General features: G+C 60.7%; 14 protein-coding genes. 10 read left to right on the plus strand and 4 right to left on the minus strand.

All coding sequences use genetic code 11. The features are described from left to right. Positions 1–38 precede the first annotated feature (38 nt). The 4 genes from FHT93_RS24530 to FHT93_RS24545 are packed head-to-tail and all read left to right on the plus strand — an operon-like array spanning position 39 to position 3,995. Positions 39–1,184 (plus strand): extracellular solute-binding protein, encoded by a 1,146-nt coding sequence (locus FHT93_RS24530; RefSeq protein WP_112971503.1) that lies wholly within the window; start codon positions 39–41, stop codon positions 1,182–1,184. After that, positions 1,184–2,074: an ABC transporter permease subunit gene (locus tag FHT93_RS24535; protein WP_018115320.1), complete on the plus strand. Its 891-nt coding sequence runs from the start codon at positions 1,184–1,186 to the stop codon at positions 2,072–2,074. Before FHT93_RS24530 ends, FHT93_RS24535 begins: the two co-directional genes overlap by 1 nt. Next, a complete protein-coding gene (locus FHT93_RS24540) occupies positions 2,071–2,892 on the plus strand; it encodes an ABC transporter permease subunit (RefSeq protein ID WP_183849825.1) in 822 nt (273 codons plus the stop codon). Before FHT93_RS24535 ends, FHT93_RS24540 begins: the two co-directional genes overlap by 4 nt. Positions 2,893–2,915: 23 nt before the next feature. Further along, on the plus strand, positions 2,916–3,995 hold the full coding sequence (locus FHT93_RS24545) for an ABC transporter ATP-binding protein (protein ID WP_183849827.1): 1,080 nt from the start codon (positions 2,916–2,918) through the stop codon (positions 3,993–3,995). Positions 3,996–4,001: 6 nt separating this feature from the next. Here FHT93_RS24545 and FHT93_RS24550 read toward each other — a convergent pair whose 3' ends face one another. Then, the gene (locus tag FHT93_RS24550; RefSeq protein WP_183849829.1) at positions 4,002–4,835 is read right to left on the minus strand and encodes an inositol monophosphatase family protein; all 834 of its coding nucleotides are present in this window, start codon (positions 4,833–4,835) and stop codon (positions 4,002–4,004) included. Between the two features lie 132 nt (positions 4,836–4,967). Next, positions 4,968–5,993 carry a LacI family DNA-binding transcriptional regulator gene (locus FHT93_RS24555; protein WP_183849831.1) on the minus strand — a complete coding sequence of 342 codons (1,026 nt, stop codon included), beginning with the start codon at positions 5,991–5,993 and terminating at the stop codon, positions 4,968–4,970. 209 nt (positions 5,994–6,202) lie between these two features. On the opposite strand from FHT93_RS24555, the gene FHT93_RS24560 reads away from it, so the two are divergent. The 5 genes from FHT93_RS24560 (at position 6,203) to ugpC (ending at position 13,080) form a co-directional block, all read left to right on the plus strand. Then, complete coding sequence (locus tag FHT93_RS24560) at positions 6,203–7,486, plus strand: sugar ABC transporter substrate-binding protein (protein WP_183849833.1); 1,284 nt, start codon at positions 6,203–6,205, stop codon at positions 7,484–7,486. A gap of 123 nt (positions 7,487–7,609) precedes the next feature. Next, on the plus strand, positions 7,610–8,518 hold the full coding sequence (locus FHT93_RS24565; protein WP_183849835.1) for a sugar ABC transporter permease: 909 nt from the start codon (positions 7,610–7,612) through the stop codon (positions 8,516–8,518). Next, a complete protein-coding gene (locus FHT93_RS24570; RefSeq protein WP_183849837.1) occupies positions 8,515–9,366 on the plus strand; it encodes a carbohydrate ABC transporter permease in 852 nt (283 codons plus the stop codon). Before FHT93_RS24565 ends, FHT93_RS24570 begins: the two co-directional genes overlap by 4 nt. Before the next feature lie 19 nt (positions 9,367–9,385). After that, complete coding sequence (locus tag FHT93_RS24575; RefSeq protein ID WP_183849839.1) at positions 9,386–11,977, plus strand: GH116 family glycosyl-hydrolase; 2,592 nt, start codon at positions 9,386–9,388, stop codon at positions 11,975–11,977. Continuing rightward, the gene (ugpC, locus tag FHT93_RS24580) at positions 11,977–13,080 is read left to right on the plus strand and encodes a sn-glycerol-3-phosphate ABC transporter ATP-binding protein UgpC (RefSeq protein ID WP_183849841.1); all 1,104 of its coding nucleotides are present in this window, start codon (positions 11,977–11,979) and stop codon (positions 13,078–13,080) included. Before FHT93_RS24575 ends, ugpC begins: the two co-directional genes overlap by 1 nt. A 98-nt stretch (positions 13,081–13,178) precedes the next feature. Here ugpC and poxB read toward each other — a convergent pair whose 3' ends face one another. Together poxB and FHT93_RS24590 are read right to left on the minus strand one after the other, a co-directional pair. Continuing rightward, positions 13,179–14,906, minus strand: a complete 1,728-nt coding sequence (gene poxB, locus FHT93_RS24585; RefSeq protein ID WP_183849843.1) for a ubiquinone-dependent pyruvate dehydrogenase — start codon at positions 14,904–14,906, stop codon at positions 13,179–13,181. A 225-nt stretch (positions 14,907–15,131) separates the two neighbouring features. Next, positions 15,132–16,991 (minus strand): tetratricopeptide repeat protein, encoded by a 1,860-nt coding sequence (locus tag FHT93_RS24590; protein ID WP_018114467.1) that lies wholly within the window; start codon positions 16,989–16,991, stop codon positions 15,132–15,134. A 644-nt stretch (positions 16,992–17,635) separates the two neighbouring features. Between FHT93_RS24590 and FHT93_RS24595 the strand changes: the two genes are divergently transcribed. Continuing rightward, a partial coding sequence (locus FHT93_RS24595; protein ID WP_246781720.1) for a N,N-dimethylformamidase beta subunit family domain-containing protein occupies positions 17,636–21,053 on the plus strand: 3,418 nt, incomplete at its 3' end.

Here is a 21,053-nt window from a genome sequence, read left to right on the forward strand (position 1 = left end):
ATCAGGGGCGCGGCCTCGACAGTGAAGGGAGACAGGGTATGAATAGACGCGAATTTCTGATCACATCGTCGGCGGCTGCGAGCCTTCTCGCCCTTCCGCGCTTTGCCTCGGCCGCCGCAGGCACGATCGACCTCTACAGCGGGTCGGATTCCAATATCATCGACCTGTGGAACAACATCATCCGTCCGGCTTTCGAAAAGGCGCATCCGGAAGTCGCGCTGAAGGTTACCGATGCCGGCGACAACAACGGCCTTCGCGCCATCGGCGACCGCGCTCTCGCTGCGCTTAAGACCAAGACCGATCCGCAGGCCGACCTCTTCGAATCCTTCGATCCGCGCCTTCCGGCCGGCGGTATCGATGCCGGTCTCTGGGTAAAGTTCTCCGCTGAGAACGTGCCCGGCTTCGACCGCGTCAATCCGCTCGCTATCGACACGCCCTACTCGTTGCCCTATCGCGGTTCGCAGGTTCTGCTCGCCTATGACAAGACCAAGCTCGATCCGAAGGATGCGCCGAAGACCTGGGAACAGCTGACGGCCTGGATCAAGGCCAATCCCGGCCAGTTCATCTACAACCGTCCGGACAAGGGCGGTTCGGGCGGCAATTTCGTTCGCCGCGCCATTCATGAAGCCAACGGCCGCGACCCGAAGAAATTCAAGATCGACAACTTCACTGCCGATTTTGCCGAGCAGTCGCTGACGCCGGCCTGGAAGATCCTCAACGATCTCGCGCCGTCGCTCTATCAGAAGGGCGCCTATACCGCCGGCAACACGCAGTCGATCCAGCTGCTCTCCCAGGGCGTCGTGACCATGGCTCCGGTCTGGTCCGACCAGGTCCTGCAGGCGATTTCTCAGGGCGTTCTGCCCGAGACGACCGGCCTTGTGCAGCTTTCTGACCTCGCGCTTTGCGGCGGTTTTTCGGCTATGACGATCTTCACCAACGGCGCCAACAAGGATGCCGCCCTCAAGCTCGCCGCCTTCATGCTGACGAGCGAGATGCAGGAAGCTATCATTACCGAAATCGGTGGTTTCCCGGGCGTTTCCTGGGATCACATTTCCGAAGATCTGCGCAAGAAATATGCCGACGTCATCCCGGCGACCATCCCGACCTTCCCGGGCGGCGATTGGGAAAAGGCGATCAACGATGGCTGGTACCGTACCGTCGCTCCCGGTATCAGTCGCACCTGATGACGGTCGATACGGCGCAGCCTGCGGTCATAGACCGTGCTCAGCCTCTCAGCAGGGGGAGCCTTTACGGGCTCCTCCTCGTCGGCATGCCGGTCTTTCTGGTCGGCTGGCTGATCATCTTTCCGATCTTTTCGGCGGTTGCCACGACCATTTTCGTGCGTCAACCTGACGGAACGACTGCGTTTTCGCTCGCCTCCTACCATTTCTTCTTCAGCGACGCCTACAGCCTGAACAATCTCTGGCTGACGCTCTGGACGACCTTTGTCTGCGGCCTGCTCCTGCTTGCGATCGGCCTTCCGATTGCGCTTTATCTGCGCTTTTCCGGCAGTCGCCTTGCCGGCTATGTGCAGGGTCTCGCGATCTTTCCGATGTTCGTTCCTTCGATCATTCTCTCCTATGCGCTGATCCGCACGATCGGACCGAACGGCACGGTCGACATCCTGCTCAATGCCGTCGGCTTGCCAAAGCTGCCGAGCCCCTATCTGACGCCCTGGGGGCCGGTCATCGGGCTTGTCTGGGACAATCTGCCTTTGACCGTGCTGATGCTGACGGCCGGGCTCACGTCCGTTTCCAACAGTTCCATCGAGGCGGCTCGCGATGTCGGCGCGACGCCTCCAAGGGTCTTCATCTCGATCATCTTGCCGCGCATGGGCAACTCGCTGCTGGTGACCGCTTCCTTTGCCGTTCTCGGCATATTCTCGGCTTTCACCTTGCCCTACGTGCTCGGCCCCGCCTCGCCGGAGATGATGGGACCCTTCATGCAGCGCACCTTCGCGGATATGAATGACCCGCTGAACGCGCTGACACAGGCGGTCATCAGCTTCGGCTTCTGCCTTCTCTTCGGCATCTTTTATGTCTGGTCGATCGCCCGCAACCGCGAGGGCCGATGATGCCTCAGTCGCCAGCTCTGAAATTCGACTGGACGGGGCTGCTGCTGGCATTGCTGCTGACGCTTTTCATCGCGTTGCCGCTGCTGGTCGTCGCGACCTGGGCTTTCACCGAGATCTGGCGCTACCCTTCCGTCATTCCCCAGCAGTTCGGCCTGCGTTTCTGGTCGCAGACGCTCGCTCGCAAGGATGTCTGGGATGCGCTATTCCTCAGCTTGCGGCTGACGGCGACGGTAACGCTGCTCTCTGCGATCATCTGTCTTCCGGCGGCCTATGCCTTTGCTCGGATGCGCTTTCCCGGCCGCAACATCCTGTTTCTCTCGTTTCTTGCCTCCCATGCCTTTCCGAAATTCGGCCTGCTGGTGGCGATTGCCGGCATCTTCCTGCAACTCGGTCTGATCAGTACCTTCTGGGGTGTGGTGTTGATCCAGCTCGTCGGCACGCTGATGCTGATGATCTGGATCCCGGTCGCGGCTTTCCAGAATGTCGACCGGCGCATGGAGCAGGCCGCGCGCGACGCGGGCGCTACGCCCCTTCGCGTCTTCTGGTCGATCACGCTGCCGCAGGCCGCTCCGACCATATCAGCGGCCCTGCTCCTGACCTTCGTCGGCACCTTTTACGAGACGGAAGGCGCCTGGCTGATCGGTGCGCCGGAGATCCGCACCATGCCGGTGCTGATGATCAGCTTCATCAACAACCAGATCGTCGTGCAATACGGTGCGGTCCTCTCCGTGATGCTTTGGGTGCCGTCCTTTGCGGCATTGATGTTTGCGCGGCGCGTCATCGGGACCGGCGCCTTTGCGCGGGGCTTCGGCGCCTGAGCGCCGGCAGAAAGGATTTAACAATGGCACATCTGGCGATCGAAGGCGTTTCGAAGAGCTTCGGCCATACCTTTGTCGTCAGCGATTTTTCGCTTGAGGTCGGTGATGGCGAGCTCGTCTGCCTGCTCGGCCCGTCAGGTTCCGGCAAATCGACGTTGCTGCGTATGATCGGCGGTTTTGAGCGGCCGACCGGCGGCAGCATCCGCATCGACGCCAGGGATGTGACGACCCTGCCGCCGGAACGGCGCCCAACCGGCATGGTCTTCCAGAGCCATGCGCTCTGGACCCATATGGATGTCTTCAACAACATCGCCTTCGGCCTCAAACTGCGGCACCTGCCAAAGACTGAAATTCGAGAGCGCGTCGAGAATGCCCTCGCTCTCGTCGGTCTCGCAGATTACGGGAAGCGCGCGGTGACGCAGCTTTCCGGCGGCCAGCAGCAGCGTGTCGCACTTGCCCGCTCGCTCGTCCTCGAGCCCAAGATCCTGCTGCTAGACGAACCCTTCGCCAGTCTCGACCAGCATTTGCGCGAGCGGCTGCGGGAGGAAGTGCGCGACATCCAGCAGCGGCTCGGCATCACGACATTGTTCGTCACCCACGGCCAGGATGAAGCCCTGGCGCTTGCCGACCGCATCGTCGTCATGCGCGACGGCCGAACGGAGCAGGTGGCGCCGCCGAGCGTCATCTACCGCGAACCGCAGACGGCTTTCGTCGCCGGCTTTATCGGCTCGATGAATTTCGTCGAGAGCGAGATCCGGGATGGGATCTGCACGCATCCGCTTTTCGGTTTTTCCATTCCGGTCGCAAATGGTCCCGTGATGCTTGCGATGCGCCCGGAAGCCCTGACTGTGCATCCGGCCAGCGGAGCGGCAGGTGCAATCGTCCACCGCGTCACCGACTTCGGTACGCACAAGATCGTCGATATCGATCTCGCCGATGGCGTCAGGCTGAAGGCGATGGTTGCGCCGGGCGATATGATCCGGGCCGGAATGACCGTCGCTCCCAGCTGCTCGGGCTTCTTCGCCTTCCGCGACAATGCGCTGATTCACCAGTCGGCTGGCGCACAGGCGGCTGCGATAATGCAGGCGCTCCATACGGCTTGAACGGTCTCAGGCTTTCGGCTGAAAACCCTCCCGCAGCCAGGGATAGAGTGGCTTGCTTGCTGCCAGGATGTCGCCTTTGCCGGTCACAGCCGCGCCGGAAAACCGTGTGACGACACCGCCTGCTTCCTCGACCATGAGTGCCGAGGCACCGAAGTCATGGACCGACAGGCCGTCCTCGAAGAAGCCGTCCAGTCGGCCGCAGGCGACATAGGCGATCGAAAGCGCTGCCGAACCGAGCCGACGCACGCCGGCGGTATTGGCCATCAGCCGCTTGACGGCGTCGAAATAAAGCTCTTCCGGGAGCGCCTTGACCTGGCCGGGGATCGGCAGGCCGGCGCCAACGAGCACGTTCTGGATATCGGCCACCTCAGCGCAATGGATCTGCTCGCCGTTCAGCCAGGCGCCGCCGCCGGCCTCTGCACTGAAGAGCTCGTCCTGCATGGCGTCATAGACGACGCCTGAGACGACGCGGCCGGCCTCGGCGATCGAGATCGTCATGCCGAAATGCGGGATGCCCCAGGCGAAATTGGTCGTGCCGTCGATCGGGTCGATATAGATGACCGGCGCGTCCGCGCCGCCCTGTCGGTTACCGACCTCTTCCTCGCCCTTGATCGCATAGACCGGAAACGCACTCATCATTTCCTCGACGATGATCCGCTCGACCGCGACATCGATTTCCGTCTGGTAGTCGCGCGGTGCCTTGTGGACCATCTCGGCGGCCGTACGCCGTCTGAGCCCATTGCGCGCCGTCTCCCCTGCCTTGAGGGCTGTTTCGGCGAGTACGAGAAGGCGGGGCGAGGCTGCCGGTGACAGGCGCGCGGCGGTCGAAGACGATTTCATGAAGACAATCCGTGTGATGACTGGGGATGGCAGGCGGTTCGGTGTTTCTCATTGCAAATGCGCATGATGCTTTTATGAAGCGCGCGCAACGGCATGCGGTGTCGGGTCGACTTTCGTTCTGGACTTCTCAGCTCATCCTTTAGCCCGCTCACCCGCCGGTGCAGCGCAGGATTCACGAAGGATCAGGTTTGGGGAAAAGATCGTCCGCGCGCCACTTGGCGGCGTCCTGCTGGAGATCTCGCTGAGAAGGGTGGAGATGGCCTGCTGCGCCATATCGAGCACCGGGGCGGCAACGACTGTCGGCGGCGGATTCATGATGTTAGCAAAATCGAAATCGTCTATCCCGATGACCGAGACGTCATCAGGCACTCTGAAACCCAATTCGCGCAGCGCATTCAGGACGCCGAGCGTCATCATGTTCGATAATGCAAAAATCGCGGTCGGCGGATCAGGTTCGCGCATGCGGCGGATCGTGCTGTCATGCGCGCGCGCCTGGTCGAAACGCCCCTCAAGCAACAGCCCCGGATCAACAGGCAGGCCATGGGCGGCATGGGCCTGCATATAGCCAGCAAGACGATCTTCACCGGTGATGATGTTGGCGCGCCCGGCAGTGACGGCGATCCGTCTGTGGCCAAGGCTGATCAGATGTTCCGTGGCCATGCGGCCGGCGGCGATATTGTCGAGCTTGATCACGTCATAGGGCAGGCCCTCGATGAAACTGTCGAGCAGGATCGTCGGCACATGGATCTTGTCGACCATGCGGGCGCCATGCTCGGCATCCGAGCGTGTCGGAATGATGATGAGCCCTTCGACGCGCTGCATGCGCATCATGGTCAGGATCTGCTGCTCGCGGTCGTGATCCTCGCTCGTCGAATAGACCGCCGCCATGTAGCCGGCATTGAGGCAGGCGGACTCGACGACCTTGGCGACCTTGGCAAAATGCGGGTTGGTGATATCAGGCAGGATCAGACCGATCAGCCGGGAGCGGCCCATGCGCAGACTGCGCGCGCCGCCATGCGGGATATAACCGATGTCGCGGACAGCGGCCTCCACCTTGGCGATCACCTCGTCGCTGACGGGCGCTGAACGATTGAGTGCCGCCGATGCCGTCGATATGGCGACACCCGCTCGTTTCGCCACATCCTTGATGGTGGCCATGCATCCTCCGGAGCTTTTTCTCAGGCCCTCTTGCCACCGGGCCGTTCTGATGCTCTTATACGAAACGTTTCGACTAAGCAAATGACGCCATGCGGGACCGGGGAGGAACTGGGTCCGCAATATTTCAGTAGGAATACACGAAACGTTTCGACCGGTGGAGGCCGGGATACGTGGCAACGCGCCGGAGGAGGCGCATCAGGGAGGATCACATGCATGAGTTCTCGCGGCGTTCGCTGCTGATTTCGTCTGCCGCTCTTGCCGTCGGCGCAAGTGTCGGGCGCGCCTTCGCGCAATCGGATGTCACGGCGACCCTGAAGATGCAGGGCTTCGGCGGTGACGCCGAGCTATCGGCCATGACCAACGCCATTGCGCGTTTCAACAAGAAATACCCGAACGTCAAGGTCGAGCTTTCCGTCGACCCGATTTCGACGGGCTGGGGCGACTACGTCACCAAGGTCTTCAGCCAGTTCAATTCCGGTCAGCAGGCCGATGTCTATGGCACGGCGATCGAGACCTTCCAGAGCTTCTCGTCGCGCAGCCTCTTTCTGCCACTCAACGATTTCGTTGCCGCAAATCCTGGCTTCTCGGACTTCGCTCCGAGCCTCTTCAAGCAGTCGAGCTACAAGGGGGATATCAACTATATCCCCATCGGCTGGAACAACATCATGATCAACTACAACAGGGATCTGTTCGACAAGGCCGGCATTGCCTATCCGAAGGACGGCAAGTGGACCTGGGATGAGTTCCGCGATGTCGCCAAGAAGCTGACGATCAAGGATGCCTCCGGCAACGTTACCCAGTTCGGGTATGAAGTGCCGAACCAGAACTTCTTCATCCAGCCCTGGTTCTTCTCGAATGGTACGGGCGTCATCAACGACGAGTGGACGGCATCCAACATGCTCGACCCCAAGGTCGCCGAAAGTCTGCAATTCCTGCATGACCTCATCCACGTCGATGGCGTCTCGCCAATCCCCGGCAAGGATACGATGGACAATCAGTTCATGGCCGGCCAGGTGGCCATGATCAGCCGCGGTCACTGGATCATCCAGAGTGCCAAGAACAACAAGCTCAACATGGATGTCGCCATTCCGCCGAGCAAGGCAACCGACACGACCGTGATCGGCTTCGGCGGTTATGCCGTCGCCAAGACGAGCAAGCAGCCGGATCTTGCCAAGGCGCTGATCCTCGAATTGACGAGCGCGGAAACGCAGAAGGAGGAAGGTGAGAAGGGTGGTGGTGTTCCCGGCCGGAAGTCGGCTGCCGAGACGCCCGGCTTCCTGAGCTTCCCGCCGAGTGCCGCGCTCTATTACCAGACGTTGCCGAACACCAAGGCCGTGCCGTCTCCCGCCAATTTCCAGGAGGTCGAGAAGATCTTCATCCGCTATTACACGGCGATGATGGCCGGCGAAGTCAAGATCGCCGACGGCGTGAAGCAGGCGGATGCCGAGCTCAACGCTTCCTTCGAACGGCTGAAGAAGCGCATGGGCGGCTGATCGATCAAGGGTTCTCACGATCTTCCTCCCGCCGTCGCGGCCGGGTGGCAGGTTGCCGTGACGGCATCTGCCATTCCGGGCGCGGCGAATGACAAACCATGTCCGCTATCCGAACCAGGTGCCATGACCGCGACCATTGAAAGACGCCAGACATCGCAGCTCCGCCGTGCGCAGGCTGCAACCGGCTACCTCTTCGTGCTGCCAGCGACAGCGCTTTATCTGACTTTCGTCATCGCGCCGGTCATCGTCACGACGATCCTCGCCTTTGCCTATTACGATCCCATGCTCGGCTCGCAATGGGTCGGTTTCGACAACTTCATTCGCTTCTTCACCGATCAGCGTTCGCTTCAGATCCTCTGGAACACCTTGCGCTTCGCACTCTTTGCCGTCACGTTCAACGTGTCGATCGGGCTTGTGCTGGCACTGGCACTGAACCGCGCGATGCCGGGCTGGCTGCTCTATTTCTTCAGGCTCGCCTTCTTCCTGCCCGTCATCATCGCTGCCGCCTTTGTCTCGATCGTCTGGACCTATTTCTACGGCGATGATCTTGGCGTCATCAATTATTACCTGCGGCTCATTGGCCTTCCTGGCGTGCGCTGGCTCACCGATGCCGGCCAGGCCATGACCTCGATCATCATCATGGACGTCTGGAAGAATACCGGCTTCTTCATGATCATCTTCATCGCCGCCCTTCAGGGTGTACCGAAGAACATCCTGGAGGCGGCTGTGATGGACGGGACGCCGGCCTGGCGTCAGTTCTTCCGCATCACGCTGCCCTATATCTCGCCCGTCGTTTTCTTCTGCATCGTCTATGCCTCGATCGGTGCTCTGCAGGTGTTCGAATCGATCGTCATCCTGACACAGGGCGGTCCGGGCGACGCCACGCGCTCGCTGTCTATCCAGATCGTCGAGGAGGGCTTCGGCAGTTTCCAGATCGGCTATGCGGCCTCGATCTCTGTCGTCATGACCGTGATCATCCTCATCATCACGGCAATCCAGCAGATCCTCTCGCGTAAGTGGGTGCAGCAATGAACAATGTGATGCAGACGCGCGCGGCCCGACGCTGGATCGACTGGGCGATCATCGCAACCATGGTGGTGATGGCGATCGGCATGCTCTTGCCGTTCCTCTGGCTGTTCTCGATGTCGTTCCGTCCGGTTTCGGATGCCTACAAGCTGCCGCCGAGCTTCCTGCCGCCGAATTTCGATCTCACCAACTACCGGCAGGTGCTGGCCTCGCGTGTGCCGTTCCTGGAAATCTACTTCAATTCGGTGATGATCGCCGTCATCGTCACCGTTGGCCAGATGGTGACCTGCACGCTCGCCGCCTTCGCCTTCGCCAGGCTGAATTTCCGCGGCCGTGACACCCTGTTCTTCATCCTGCTCATCGGGCTGATGTTTCCAGCACAGGTGACGATCCTGCCGATTTATCTCGGTTATGCGCGCCTCGGCCTGCTCGACAAGCCGATCGGGCTGGCGCTCATGTACCTCACCTCCAGCTTCGGCATCTTCCTGGTGCGGCAATTCATGCTCAGTCAGCCGAAGGCACTGGAAGAAGCGGCGCTTATGGATGGTGCCGGCTATTTCAAGATCTTCTGGCGGATATCACTGCCACAGCTTCGCCCGGCGCTCTCGGCGCTGGGCATCATCACCTTCACCCAGACCTGGAACTATTATTTTCAGGCGAAAGTGCTTTTGAGCTCGAATGAATCGCTGACACTGCCGGTCGCGATGGATGTGCTGCGCGGCTACATGGCGTCAGGCAATCTCTCGGTCGTGATGGCCGCAATGAGCATGTCCATCCTGCCCGTCGTTCTCCTCTTTCTCCTCGCCCAGAAATTCGTGATCGAAGGCATCACGATGAGCGGTATCAAGAACTAACATCAGGGATATTGATTTCATGTGGGATGATCTCGCCTCCATCGAACCCCGCTTTGCCTATAAGGGCGAGCGCACGCGCTATATCGCCTTTCCGCTCGGCGGCATCGGCTCCGGCGGCCTGTCTATCTCCGGCAGCGGCCGGCTGATCGATTGGTCAATCCGCAACCGGCCTGCGCTGCAGGGCTATAACGGCTACTCGCATTTCGCCATCAAGGCCGAAAAGAATGGGGAACTCGTCGATGCCCGCGTGCTGAACGGGCCCTATGACCTGAACCCTTCCGGAGCGCCGGGGCTGCGCAAGATGTTCGATGGCTTCGGTCATGGCGCCAACCGCCAGACGCTGGTCGGCGTGCCGCATTTCCGTGAAGTCGATTTCTACGGCCGCTTCCCGACCGCCGATCTCGTCTTCAGGGATCAGCGTTTTCCGGGCGGTGTCAGGCTGGCGGCATTGAGCCCCTTCATTCCCCACAACGACCGCGATTCCTCGATGCCGGTGGCGATGTTCGAATTCGAGATCGTCAACGATACGGCGGACGAACTGACCTACACACTTGCCGGCACGCTCGGCAATTACGGCTCGAACAGCGGTATCCATACCTTCCGGCAGGAAGGCGGTATCAGCAGCCTGCATCTGACTTCGTCCGATACGACGTTGTCGGCAACACAACGCGGCGATCTGACGATCGCAACGGACGCTGACGATGTCGACCATACGGACCATCATTATCGGGGCCAATGGTTCGATGATCTCTCTGTCTACTGGAAGGAGTTTGCAAGACCCGGTCGTCTGCCGAAACGGCACTACGATGAGCCTCGCACCTCTCGACACATGAGCCTGCAGCCGGAACACGGCACGATCGCTGCGCGCTTCGCCGTCGCCCCTGGCGAACGCAGGAAAGTGCGCTTCGTCATCACATGGAACTTCCCGCATGGGGATGTCTACTGGGCCTATCGCGACAAGCCGGATGGCGCCATTCCCGATCGGCCGACGCCGAGCTGGACGAACTATTATGCGACGCAATGGGCAGATTCCACCGCAAGCGCCACCGAGGCGCTAACACGTTGGGACACGTTGCATGCGAATACCGCGGCCTTTCGCGATGGATTGTTCGACACAACGCTTCCAGCGGAAGTCAAGGATGCGGCGAGTGCGACGCTGGCGCTGCTGCGCACTGCCACTTGCATCCGCCTGGAAAATGGCGCGCTCTGGGCCTGGGAAGGCCAGCATGCCCAGGATGGCTCCTGTGAGGGAACCTGCACCCATGTCTGGAATTACCAGCAGGCGGTCTCGCACCTCTTTCCCGCCATCGAGCGGACGCTGCGTGAGACCGAATTTACCTATAATCAGTTGCCGACCGGGGGGTTGACCTTCCGCCAGAAGCTGCCGCTGGGTTCCGGCTTCGATATCATCGGCCCCTGCGCCGACGGCCATTTCGGTGCGATCATCAAAACCTACCGAGACTGGAAGCTCTGCGGCGATACGGATTGGCTCCGCCGTTACTGGCCTAGTGTCAAACGGGCGATCGAATATGCCTGGTCGTCGGAAAACCCTGACCGCTGGGACCCCGACCAGACCGGTATTCTCTCCGGCCGCCAGCATCAGACGCTCGACATGGAACTGTTCGGCCCGAATTCTTGGCTCGCCTCCATGTATGTGGCGGCCCTGCTCGGTGTTTCCGAAATGGCGGCGGTCCTCGGCGATACGGACCTGTCGGAAAAGACGGCGCGCATGGGCAAGGCAGGTGCAGCCTACATCAATTCCGAGCTCTTCAACGGCCGCTGGTTCATCCAGAAGGTCGACCTCTCTGACAAGGGCGTGCTGATACCCTTCGATGTCGGCCGCGCGGCCGGGGTCCTCGCCGACGGTTTCATGGAAACCTACTGGTCGGAGGAGTTTCAGGAGCTCAAATATCAGATGGGCGAGGGCTGCATCTCCGATCAGATCCTCGGCCAGTGGCATGCCGAGGTCGCCGGTATCGGCGGGTTCCTTGACGTAGACAAGGTGAGGACCGCGCTGAAATCGGTGCACAGGAACAATTTCCGCCCGACGCTTGAGGATCACTTCAATCCCTGCCGCAACTATGCCTATGAAGACGAGGCAGGGCTTTTGATCGCAACCTATCCTGAAGGCATCCGCCAGCCGATGGTCGCGGCTCCCTATGCCGAAGAGGTCTGGACCGGCATCGAATATATGGCTGCCTCGCATCTCATCATGCACGGCCTTATCGAAGAGGGCATGGATATCGTCTGCGGTGCGCGTAACCGGCATGACGGTTCCCGCCGCAATCCCTGGAACGACATCGAATGCGGTTCCTATTACGCACGCTCGATGTCGGCCTGGCAGTTGGTCAATGCCTTCTCGGGGCTCACGGCTGATTTCGTCTCGGGCACGCTCGCCTTCGCACCGAAAGTGCAGGGCGATTATCGTCTGTTCTGGTCAGCCGGCAGCGCTTTCGGCACATTGACCCGCGAAGGTGACGGCCTCATTCTCGCGGTGCTCGGAGGCAACCTCAATGCCGCCGAAATCTCGGTGGACGGGCTGACGCATCGTCTTGCGGGCACGACGTCCATCGCAGCGGGCCAGTCGATCGAACTTAAGACGGTGGCATAATGGCCGGTATTGAACTCAGGGCAGTCCGCAAGGCCTTTCAAAGTCTCGAAGTCATACACGGCATCGACCTGACTATCGCCGACGGTTCGTTCACCGTCTTTGTCGGGCCTTCAGGCTGCGGCAAGTCGACCCTGCTGCGCATGATGGCAGGGCTGGAGGAAGTCACGTCGGGGGAAATCCGTATCGATGGCATGCGCTGCGACCATCTTCTGCCATCCGCGCGCGGCATGGCGATGGTCTTCCAGTCCTATGCACTTTATCCGCATATGAGCGTCGAGCAGAACCTCAAATTCGGCCTGGAGAATCAGAAGCTCGCCAAACCGGAAATTACCGCCCGCGTCGCCAAGGCGGCCAATATTCTGCAGATCGAGCACCTTATGGCCCGTCGCCCGAGCCAGCTTTCCGGCGGCCAGAGCCAGCGCGTCGCGATCGGGCGCGCCATCGTCAAGGAACCGAAGGCCTTTCTCTTCGACGAACCGCTCTCCAATCTCGATGCCGAGCTGCGCGTGAAGATGCGCGGGGAACTGATCAGCCTTCATCGGCGGCTGAAGTCGACCATGGTCTACGTCACCCATGATCAGGTTGAGGCAATGACCATGGCCGACCAGATCGTCGTGCTCAACGAAGGCCGCATCGAACAGGTCGGCCCGCCGATCGAGCTATACGCACGCCCGGCCAACCTCTTCGTCGCCCGCTTTCTTGGTGCGCCGCCCATGAACCTTCTCACGGGCCGCATCGCGCGCATTGGTGGCCTGATGGGGATTACGCTGGAGGACGGCACCCATATTCCCTTGCCCGGTCGGCAGGTCGATCTGCCTGACGGCGCTCCGGTCACGTTCGGAGTAAGGCCCGAACATTGCGAGATCGGGGAGGGCAGCCTGGAGATCACTGTCGGCGACACCGAAATCCTTGGATCGGAAACGATCATCCACGCCGAGACTGCGACCGGAAATGGCTTTACCGTGGCACTGCGCGGCATCAGCCGTGCAGCCGCCGGCGCACGAATACCGATCGTCATCCGCGAGCCTTTCGTTCATTTGTTCAACGAGGCCGGTGTGACGATCGGTTCCAACGCTGATTGGCGCGATGCCTATCTGAACTGAACCAAGCTTCAAGCAGCTACAATATCGGTCGGGGCCGATCCGTCGATGGGCTCTTTCCCACAGGCTATTCCGGCGCCGACCGACTGCAGCATTCGATGTCAGCGAGACAGGAAATTCGAGACCGTCAGGTCGACGAGTTCATCTCCACGGCCGTTCATCACCGCGCGAACGGCCCAAAGACCGAAACCTTTCACCTGCGCTGCTTCGATCCGGGGCGGCATCGACAGTTCCTGGGTATTGGTGACGACGTCGAGCAGTGCCGGACCAGGATGCGCCAGAATTTCCCTGATGGCACCGTCGAGTTCGGCGGGGCTCTCAACGCGAATGCCATGAACGCCAGCTGCGCGGGCAACCGCCGCAAAATCCGGATTCTTGAGTTCGGTGCCCGTCTCAAGGAAGCCCGAAGCCTTCATTTCCATTGCCACGAAACCGAGGACGGAATTGTTAAAGACGACGACCTTCACCGGCAGGTCCTGCTGAACTAGCGTCAGGAAGTCGCCCATCAGCATGGCAAAGCCGCCGTCGCCGGACATGCTGATGATCTGGCGTCCCTTGTATGTTGCCTGCGCCCCGATCGCCTGAGGAAGTGCGTTGGCCATCGATCCGTGAACAAGGGATCCGATGAGGCGACGCTTTCCGTTCATTTTCAGGTAGCGGGCCGCCCAGATCGTGGGGGTTCCGACATCGAAGGTGAAAACCGCATCGTCGGACGCATGCTCGCTCAGAAGGCGTGCCACATATTGCGGATGAATCTTGCCGCCCTCTCGGCCTGTGGCGAGGTCGTCGAGACCCTCACGCGCCTTCCTGTAGGCCGCAAGGCAAGCATCGAGATGATCCCTGTCGGTTCGCTCCGTCAGCTTCGGCAGCGTTGCCGCCAGTGTCGACTTGACATCGCCGACGATTGCAAGATCGAGCGAGGCCCGGCGGCCGAGATTCTCCGGTCGAATATCCACCTGCACGATCTTGGCGTCGGTTGGGTAGAACTGCCGGTATGGGAAATCGGTGCCGAGCATGAGAAGCGTGTCGCACTCCAGCATGGCCTTGTAACCCGAGGAGAAGCCGATCAGACCGGTCATGCCGACATCGAAGGGATTGTCCCATTCGACATGTTCCTTGCCGCCGAGCGCGTGGACAACAGGCGCCTTCAGCCGGTCCGCAAAGGCGATCAACTCGTCATGCGCTCCTTCGCAGCCGCGTCCACAGAGAAGGGTAACCTTCGAGCTGTTATTGAGTAGTTCCGACAGTCGATCGATCTGATCGTTCGCCGGCACGACGTTCGGTTGGGCCAGCGTGAGTGCGGCCGGTGTCGAAATCTTCGCCGTGAAATCGGTCAACGCCACGTCGCCCGAAATGACAACGACGGCAACGCCTCGCTTTCCGATGGCGGTGCGAATGGCCGTTTCGATGACTGCGGGCAATTGCTCGGGATGGCTGACAAGCTCGCAATAGTGGCTGCATTCCCGGAAAAGCTGGTCCGGATGCGTTTCCTGGAAATAGCCCCTGCCGATTTCGGCCGACGGTATCTGGGCGGCAATGGCGAGAACCGGGACGCGTGAGCGATGGCAATCGAACAGGCCGTTGATGAGGTGGAGGTTGCCCGGGCCGCAGCTTCCGGCGCACACGGCCAGTTCGCCGCTGAGATGGGCTTCGGCCCCGGCCGCGAAAGCGGCTGTCTCTTCGTGGCGGGTATGAACCCACTCGATGTCGCCTCTCTTTCGCAGCGCCTCCGTGAGCCCGTTCAAGCTGTCGCCGACCACCCCATATATCCGCTTGACGCCGGCCGAATGCAGCACCTCTGTCAGGACATCAGCTACTTTGGATTTCATCGAAAGGCTCCCGGGCTCTGGGTTTCAGGTGAATGGTAAAAGGAAGCTAGGCCTCGCCCTGAGCTTCTCAACCCGGAGAGATATCAGAGTGGCGGAGACACCCAACTGGACCTTGGTATAGGCGCTCGCCGCGAAAAGGCCGCTTGCCTGATATCCCGTGGAACGGCCTGCCAGCCAAGCGCACAGGCGCGCTCGGCTCTCCCATTAGCGTCCTTTTACCGCGACCTATGCCTCGATCCGTTCCCGCCCCTTCATCGCTTCCGCGACAAGTTTCATGAAACGCGGATCCTTGCGCAGGTTGTCCAGGTCTGAATCATGAGTGAACCATTTGATATGGTAGACCGAGGTGCGGGGCAGCAAGCCCTCCAGGATATCGATCGCACGTTCCACATGGCCGAGCACGGAGTGGACGCAGGCGAGATTATATTGGGCGACGATATCATCGGGATCGATGGCGCTCGCCCGAGCGGCCCAGTCGCAGGCTCGCGCTGCTTCGCCGAGATGGGCAAGGGCAAGCGCGCCGCGATGGGCGGGGCCGGAGTTTTCCGGATTCTGATTGAGCGCCCGCTCGGCTCTTTCAATGCCTTTTCGTGCCCAGCTTTCCCGGTCCGCCGTCCGTCCGAGAGAGTGGTATGAGGACATCAGATGGATCGGCGAAACATAGTCGTCGGGGCGGATTTCGGCGGCGCGGCTAAAGTAATGCACCGCTTCGGCGAAATTCCCGTGCATGAAGAAGATGCGGGCATAGTGGAAATTTGCTTCATAGAGGTTGGGATCGAGAGATAGCGCCCGTTCGAAGCATGCCGTTGCCTCGTCGTCCTCGCCCTTCTGATGCAGTGCGAGGCCGCGGGAGGCATGGGCCTCGGCGAGGTCGGGATCGAGTTCCAGGGCCTTGGCGCTCATGGCGAGGATGCGCTCCAGGGGCACATCGTCGGGGGCCCAGTCGCGGATCGCTGCATCGCAATCGGCAATGCCTGCATAGGCACGGCCATAATCCGGATCCAGTTCGACGGCCTTGTAGAACATGCGCCGGGCAAGCTGCAGATAGGACTTGGTCCAGCTATGGGAGAGCTGTCGGCCTCTCAGGTAGTAGGTATAGGCCTCGACATTGGCCGTCGGTTCGGCGGCAATGGCCTTGCGCTCTTCCGGCAGCAACCGCACCTTCAATTGGCTGACGATCGCGTTGGTGATCTCATCCTGGATGGCGAAGATATCGGTGAGGTCTCGATCAAAGCGTTCGGCCCACAGATGATCACCGTTCGCCGTGTCAATCAGCTGGCCGGAGATGCGCACCCGCGTGCCGACGATGCGCACACTGCCTTCCAGCATGTAACGCACGCCGAGTTCCTGGGCGACCTGCTTCACCCGCACCGATGTGCCCTTGTACGTGAAGACGGTATTGCGCGGCACCACATGGAGGCTGGAGACCTTGGAAAGATCGGTGATGATGTCCTCGGTGATGCCGTCGGAGAAGTAGTCCTGATCGGCATCGCCGCTCATGTTGGTGAAGGGCAGGACAGCAATGAAACAGGTATTGCGGTTCTGCGCGACGAAGCGGGCAGAGCTCGGCTTGTCGAAGGAAACCGTGTAAACCTGCACCGGCTGCCGGATGTTTTTGAACACGTGTTCACCTAAAAAATCGAAGCCGAGATTGAGGCGTGTGCCGACTTGATCCCGCACGATTGCCGACACCGCAATGCCGCCGGCCGGAGCAATACCTTCCAGACGCGCGGCAACGTTGACGCCGTCGCCGAAGATATCGTCATTTTCGACGACGACATCGCCGAGATTGATGCCGATGCGGAATTCGACGCGCTCTTCCTTGGCCACGTTTTCATTGCGCACGGCCATGGTGCGCTGGATTTCGGCAGCGCAGGCCACGGCGTTCACGACGCTCTGAAACTCGGCCAGAATGCCGTCACCGGTCAGTTTGACGATGCGGCCCTTGTAATCGGATATGCGGATGTCGACCAGTTCGCAGCGATGGCGGTTCAAAGCCTGCAGCGTGCCCGTCTCGTCTATGCCCATGAGCCGGCTGTATCCGACCACATCGGCAGCGAGGATGGCACTCAATCGCCGCTCCATGATCCTCTCCATGGATTGTCTCATGTCAGTGTCTCGCTTTTTCCAGATTTTGACCGCGCTAGGGCTCCCTCCCATGCAGCCGAAATCTTTCGATTCGGCATGCTGTCACGGCGGCGCAGAGCCTATATCGTTACGGCTCAGCATCAATACTCCGAACGGGCGAAGATTGCGCCAAACGATAGCTCTTTCGGATGGGAAAGACCCCGGCCTTGTCGTGGTGCTCAATTTTGAGGCCGTGCATCGATTTTGGACGGCGTCTCGGAGGAGGGATCCGCAGCACAGCGTTCGAACCCGCCCCCGACATCATCTCGGTGCCCGTTGCGCGGAAGAGCGACTTGTGTTCCGCGAAGAGGAGTTGGCAATGGAGAGCGACTGATTGCCAGTTGCTAAGTCTCCAAGGCAGCAAGCTTTGCCGAGTTTGCCAGCAACGATTCGTAATACGAAGCAGATCCGACGGTCGCACCGCTCGTCGCTCGGCGAAAGGCAAGTCACGGCTCTGCGCGAAAGCCCGTTTGCCTTAAAGGATGCCGCCTCTAGGTCAAAATGGGTAGGATATACTCGTCCATTTTCGATTATAATTGGAGGTCCGCGTATCGAACGATCCTCATAGATTTGGTCCTGACAATTTCGCGAGAGGGCACGCCATGTATCGCAACGCTCGCCGGTGGGCTTCGCGCTCACTTCTGCTGGATTCGTGGGCTCCCCGTTGGTTGGGTGTTGGTGGAAAGGCAAAGCCTCGTAAGAATGCCGAGCGGCCCGAGGATAGTGCTCAGCTTGCCACATCCGTGCAGACAACGGGCGAAAGCACGGGAAGCAACCTTGTCGGCAATCCCGACGACAGCTCTGCGCTCGGCGGACAGGATAAAGAATCAAGAGTGGACGCGATCGGCGAAGCAGATCTTCAGAGCGATCTGGACCCCGTGTCCCCATCCCTGGCCGAGGCTTTCGCGGCCGCGCGCGAAACGGGCGTTCGAAGCGGAGGCTTAGCCGCGTCTGTCCTGTCGGCCCATGGACCGGTTTTTGCAGCTTTTGGGCAGAACGCGAATGGTTACCGCAGTTATGCCGGCATTGGCACCATGGGCGAGGATCCCCTGGCCCCGTATCTGCCGCAGAGCCCCGGACCGGCAGTATCAGGACAAGGTTCCGCTGCCGTAGCGGGCGGGCGCTCTCACTCCGGCAAGGTGGTCATCCTCGAATCGAACCCGTCGGCAGCAGCGGTGGCTGCACATCACGGCGGATCGAATTCACTGGCGTTCGGCATGCCTTTCGGTGTCTGCGGCTGCGGCTACTTCACATCCCCCACGCGGATTCTCGATTGGGCCCATGGCGGCGCCCTGCTTCAGCAGGATGGTCAATTGCCGGGGACAAGGCTGACCGAAGGGCCGGACTATGTAGCCACGATCAAGCGAGCCATCGGCGCATCAGTCAGCGACCCGCTTCTCGATCGCAACTTATCCCCGCTCTCGAACTGGCGCGCGACCGCTACGTCGACGAATTTGTCGAACTTCAACGGATCGTTGCCCGGCGGCGGAGAAATGGGAACGTTAACCGGCACCAAGGGTCGAGGGGTTCTTTCCGGCTCGGTCACCACCCCACCGATCACGCAGCGGTCTTTGGCGACGCAAAGTCTGGCGGCGGCAGCGGCGCCGGCCAACAAGGTCGTGGCGGAAAATCTGCTGCAGGGCAATCCGGAGAGCGAGTGGGGCATCGACGGCGCCGGCAGCTCCAATATCGAGGGATTCGCGACCGATATCAGCGTCGATAACGGCAAGACGATCAGCTTCAAGATCGACACCGATTCCAACAATTACCGGATCGATATCTACCGCCTCGGCTATTATGGCGGCATGGGTGCGCGCAAGGTCACGACCATTCAGCACACCGGCGTGCAGAACCAACCCAATCCGTTGCGCAATGCCACGACCGGCACCGTGGATGCCGGTAATTGGGCCGTGTCGGCCTCTTGGACCGTGCCTGAAGATGCCGTTTCAGGCGTTTATATCGCCAAGCTTGTGCGACAGGACGGCACCTTCGGCGAAAATCAGATTCCGTTCATCGTGCGCGACGACGACAGCCACAGCGATATCGTCTTCCAGACCGCTGACCAGACCTGGCAAGCCTATAACGGCTGGGGTGGTGCAAACTTCTACGGCGGCAATGGTCCGGCAACGGGGCAGGGCGCTGGTCGCGCCTATGCTGTCAGTTACAACAGGCCGATTGCGACCCGTGGCGGGGTTGGCACCTATGCCGGTCCGCAGGACTACCTGTTCGGCGCTGAATATGCAGGCATCTACTGGCTGGAGCAGAACGGCTACGATGTTTCGTACCTGTCAGGTGTGGACGTCGACCGCTATGGCAGCCTGCTGCTCAATCACAAGACCTATATTGATGCCGGGCATGACGAATACTGGTCCGGTCAGCAGAGGACGAATGTCGAAGCCGCGCGCGATGCGGGCGTCAACCTGATGTTCTGGAGCGGTAACGAGGTCTATTGGCGCACCCGTTGGGGCAATGCCTACAGCGCCGACGGCACGCCTTATCGGACCCTGATTTCCTACAAGGAGACCTGGTCGCCCGGCGCCAGCATCGATCCTTCCAACCAGTGGACGGGTACCTTCCGCGATCCGCGTCTCAGCCCACCCGCGATCGGCGGCGGAAACCCGGAAAACTCGCTGACCGGACAGTTGTTCAAGGTCGATGATGTCGGCAGCAATCTCAGCGCGATCACCGTTGGATATGATGATGCCAACCTGCGTTTCTGGCGCAATACCAGCGTCGCCAATCTTCAGCCCGGCCAGACGGCAACGCTGACCAAGAACTATCTTGGCTACGAATGGGACGAAGCGCCTGACAACGGCTTTGATCCGGCCGGCCTCGTCAAGCTGTCGTCGACGACGCTTCCGGTCAGCACCTATTTGCTCGATTACGGAAACACGACCGGCAACGCGACCGCGACCCACAATCTGACGCTCTATCGTGCGCCGAGCGGCGCACTGGTGTTCGGCGCCGGCACCGTCTACTGGACATGGGGCTTAAGCAACAATCACGATAACGAGGCAACCCCGACCGATCCCCGCGTACAGCAGGCAATGGTCAATCTGCTGGCCGACATGGGCATTCAGCCCGGGACGCTGCAGTCCGGCCTTGTCGCCACGACAGGCTCCACCGATCACGTCGCGCCGACTTCCATCATCACCGTGCCATCAACGGCGACCGTTGGCTCCACAGTCACGATCACGGGGACGGCCACCGACACGGGCGGCGGGGTCATTGCCGGTGTCGAGGTCTCGACCGACAATGGGGCGAGCTGGCATCCGGCGACGGGCGATGAGAACTGGACATACACATGGTCGCCGCAGGTGGCGGGCAGCTACACGATCCGGTCGCGGGCAGTCGACGACAGCATCAACCTTGAGACCCCTTCGGCGGGACGCACGGTCACCGTCACCGGGGCGAGCTACACGTCGCTCTTCGGCTCGGCGACGCCGGCTGTCGTCAACACCGACGATACGTCGGCCGTTGAGCTCGGGGTCAAATTCCAGACCTCCGCGGCAGGCACCGTCACCGGCATTCGCTTTTACAAGGGCAGCCAGGATACCGGCACGCATACCGGTTCACTCTGGTCGAGCACCGGTACGCGGCTTGCGACTCTCACCTTCACGAACGAAACTGCCAGCGGCTGGCAGATCGCCTACTTCTCGAGCCCGGTGGCGCTGACGGCCGGGCAGACCTACACGGCGTCCTACCACACCGACACCGGCCACTATTCGACAACCGCCAACTACTTCGTCTCCAACGTGACGAGCGGCTCCCTGACGGCGCCGGCCAGTGGCAACGGCGTATATGCCTATGGCAGCAACAGCCTCTTCCCTACGAGCACCTTCGAACAGACCAACTATTGGGTCGACGTGATGTTCACCACGCCGGGCTCCAACACGACACCAACGGCGGTTGCCGATGCGGGTGACGCGACCGAGAAGGGTGGGGTTGCCAATGGTTCGGGCGGTGCGGTTGCGAGCGGCAACGTGCTGACCAACGACACCGATCCGGATGCCGGCGACA

The sequence above is a fragment of the Rhizobium sp. BK379 genome (assembly GCF_014193955.1).
In the GTDB taxonomy this organism is placed as follows: Bacteria; Pseudomonadota; Alphaproteobacteria; order Rhizobiales; family Rhizobiaceae; genus Rhizobium.

Excerpts from the sequence above, each read along its gene's own strand:
- FHT93_RS24590 (WP_018114467.1), bottom strand. The coding sequence starts at position 16,991 with ATGGAGCGGCGATTGAGTGCCATCCTCGCTGCCGATGTGGTCGGATAC.
- FHT93_RS24575 (WP_183849839.1), top strand. The coding sequence starts at position 9,386 with ATGTGGGATGATCTCGCCTCCATCGAACCCCGCTTTGCCTATAAGGGC.
- FHT93_RS24530 (WP_112971503.1), top strand. The coding sequence starts at position 39 with ATGAATAGACGCGAATTTCTGATCACATCGTCGGCGGCTGCGAGCCTT.
- FHT93_RS24545 (WP_183849827.1), top strand. The coding sequence starts at position 2,916 with ATGGCACATCTGGCGATCGAAGGCGTTTCGAAGAGCTTCGGCCATACC.
- FHT93_RS24540 (WP_183849825.1), top strand. The coding sequence starts at position 2,071 with ATGATGCCTCAGTCGCCAGCTCTGAAATTCGACTGGACGGGGCTGCTG.
- FHT93_RS24535 (WP_018115320.1), top strand. The coding sequence starts at position 1,184 with ATGACGGTCGATACGGCGCAGCCTGCGGTCATAGACCGTGCTCAGCCT.
- FHT93_RS24555 (WP_183849831.1), bottom strand. The coding sequence starts at position 5,993 with ATGGCCACCATCAAGGATGTGGCGAAACGAGCGGGTGTCGCCATATCG.
- FHT93_RS24550 (WP_183849829.1), bottom strand. The coding sequence starts at position 4,835 with ATGAAATCGTCTTCGACCGCCGCGCGCCTGTCACCGGCAGCCTCGCCC.
- FHT93_RS24560 (WP_183849833.1), top strand. The coding sequence starts at position 6,203 with ATGCATGAGTTCTCGCGGCGTTCGCTGCTGATTTCGTCTGCCGCTCTT.
- FHT93_RS24565 (WP_183849835.1), top strand. The coding sequence starts at position 7,610 with ATGACCGCGACCATTGAAAGACGCCAGACATCGCAGCTCCGCCGTGCG.
- FHT93_RS24570 (WP_183849837.1), top strand. The coding sequence starts at position 8,515 with ATGAACAATGTGATGCAGACGCGCGCGGCCCGACGCTGGATCGACTGG.
- poxB (WP_183849843.1), bottom strand. The coding sequence starts at position 14,906 with ATGAAATCCAAAGTAGCTGATGTCCTGACAGAGGTGCTGCATTCGGCC.
- ugpC (WP_183849841.1), top strand. The coding sequence starts at position 11,977 with ATGGCCGGTATTGAACTCAGGGCAGTCCGCAAGGCCTTTCAAAGTCTC.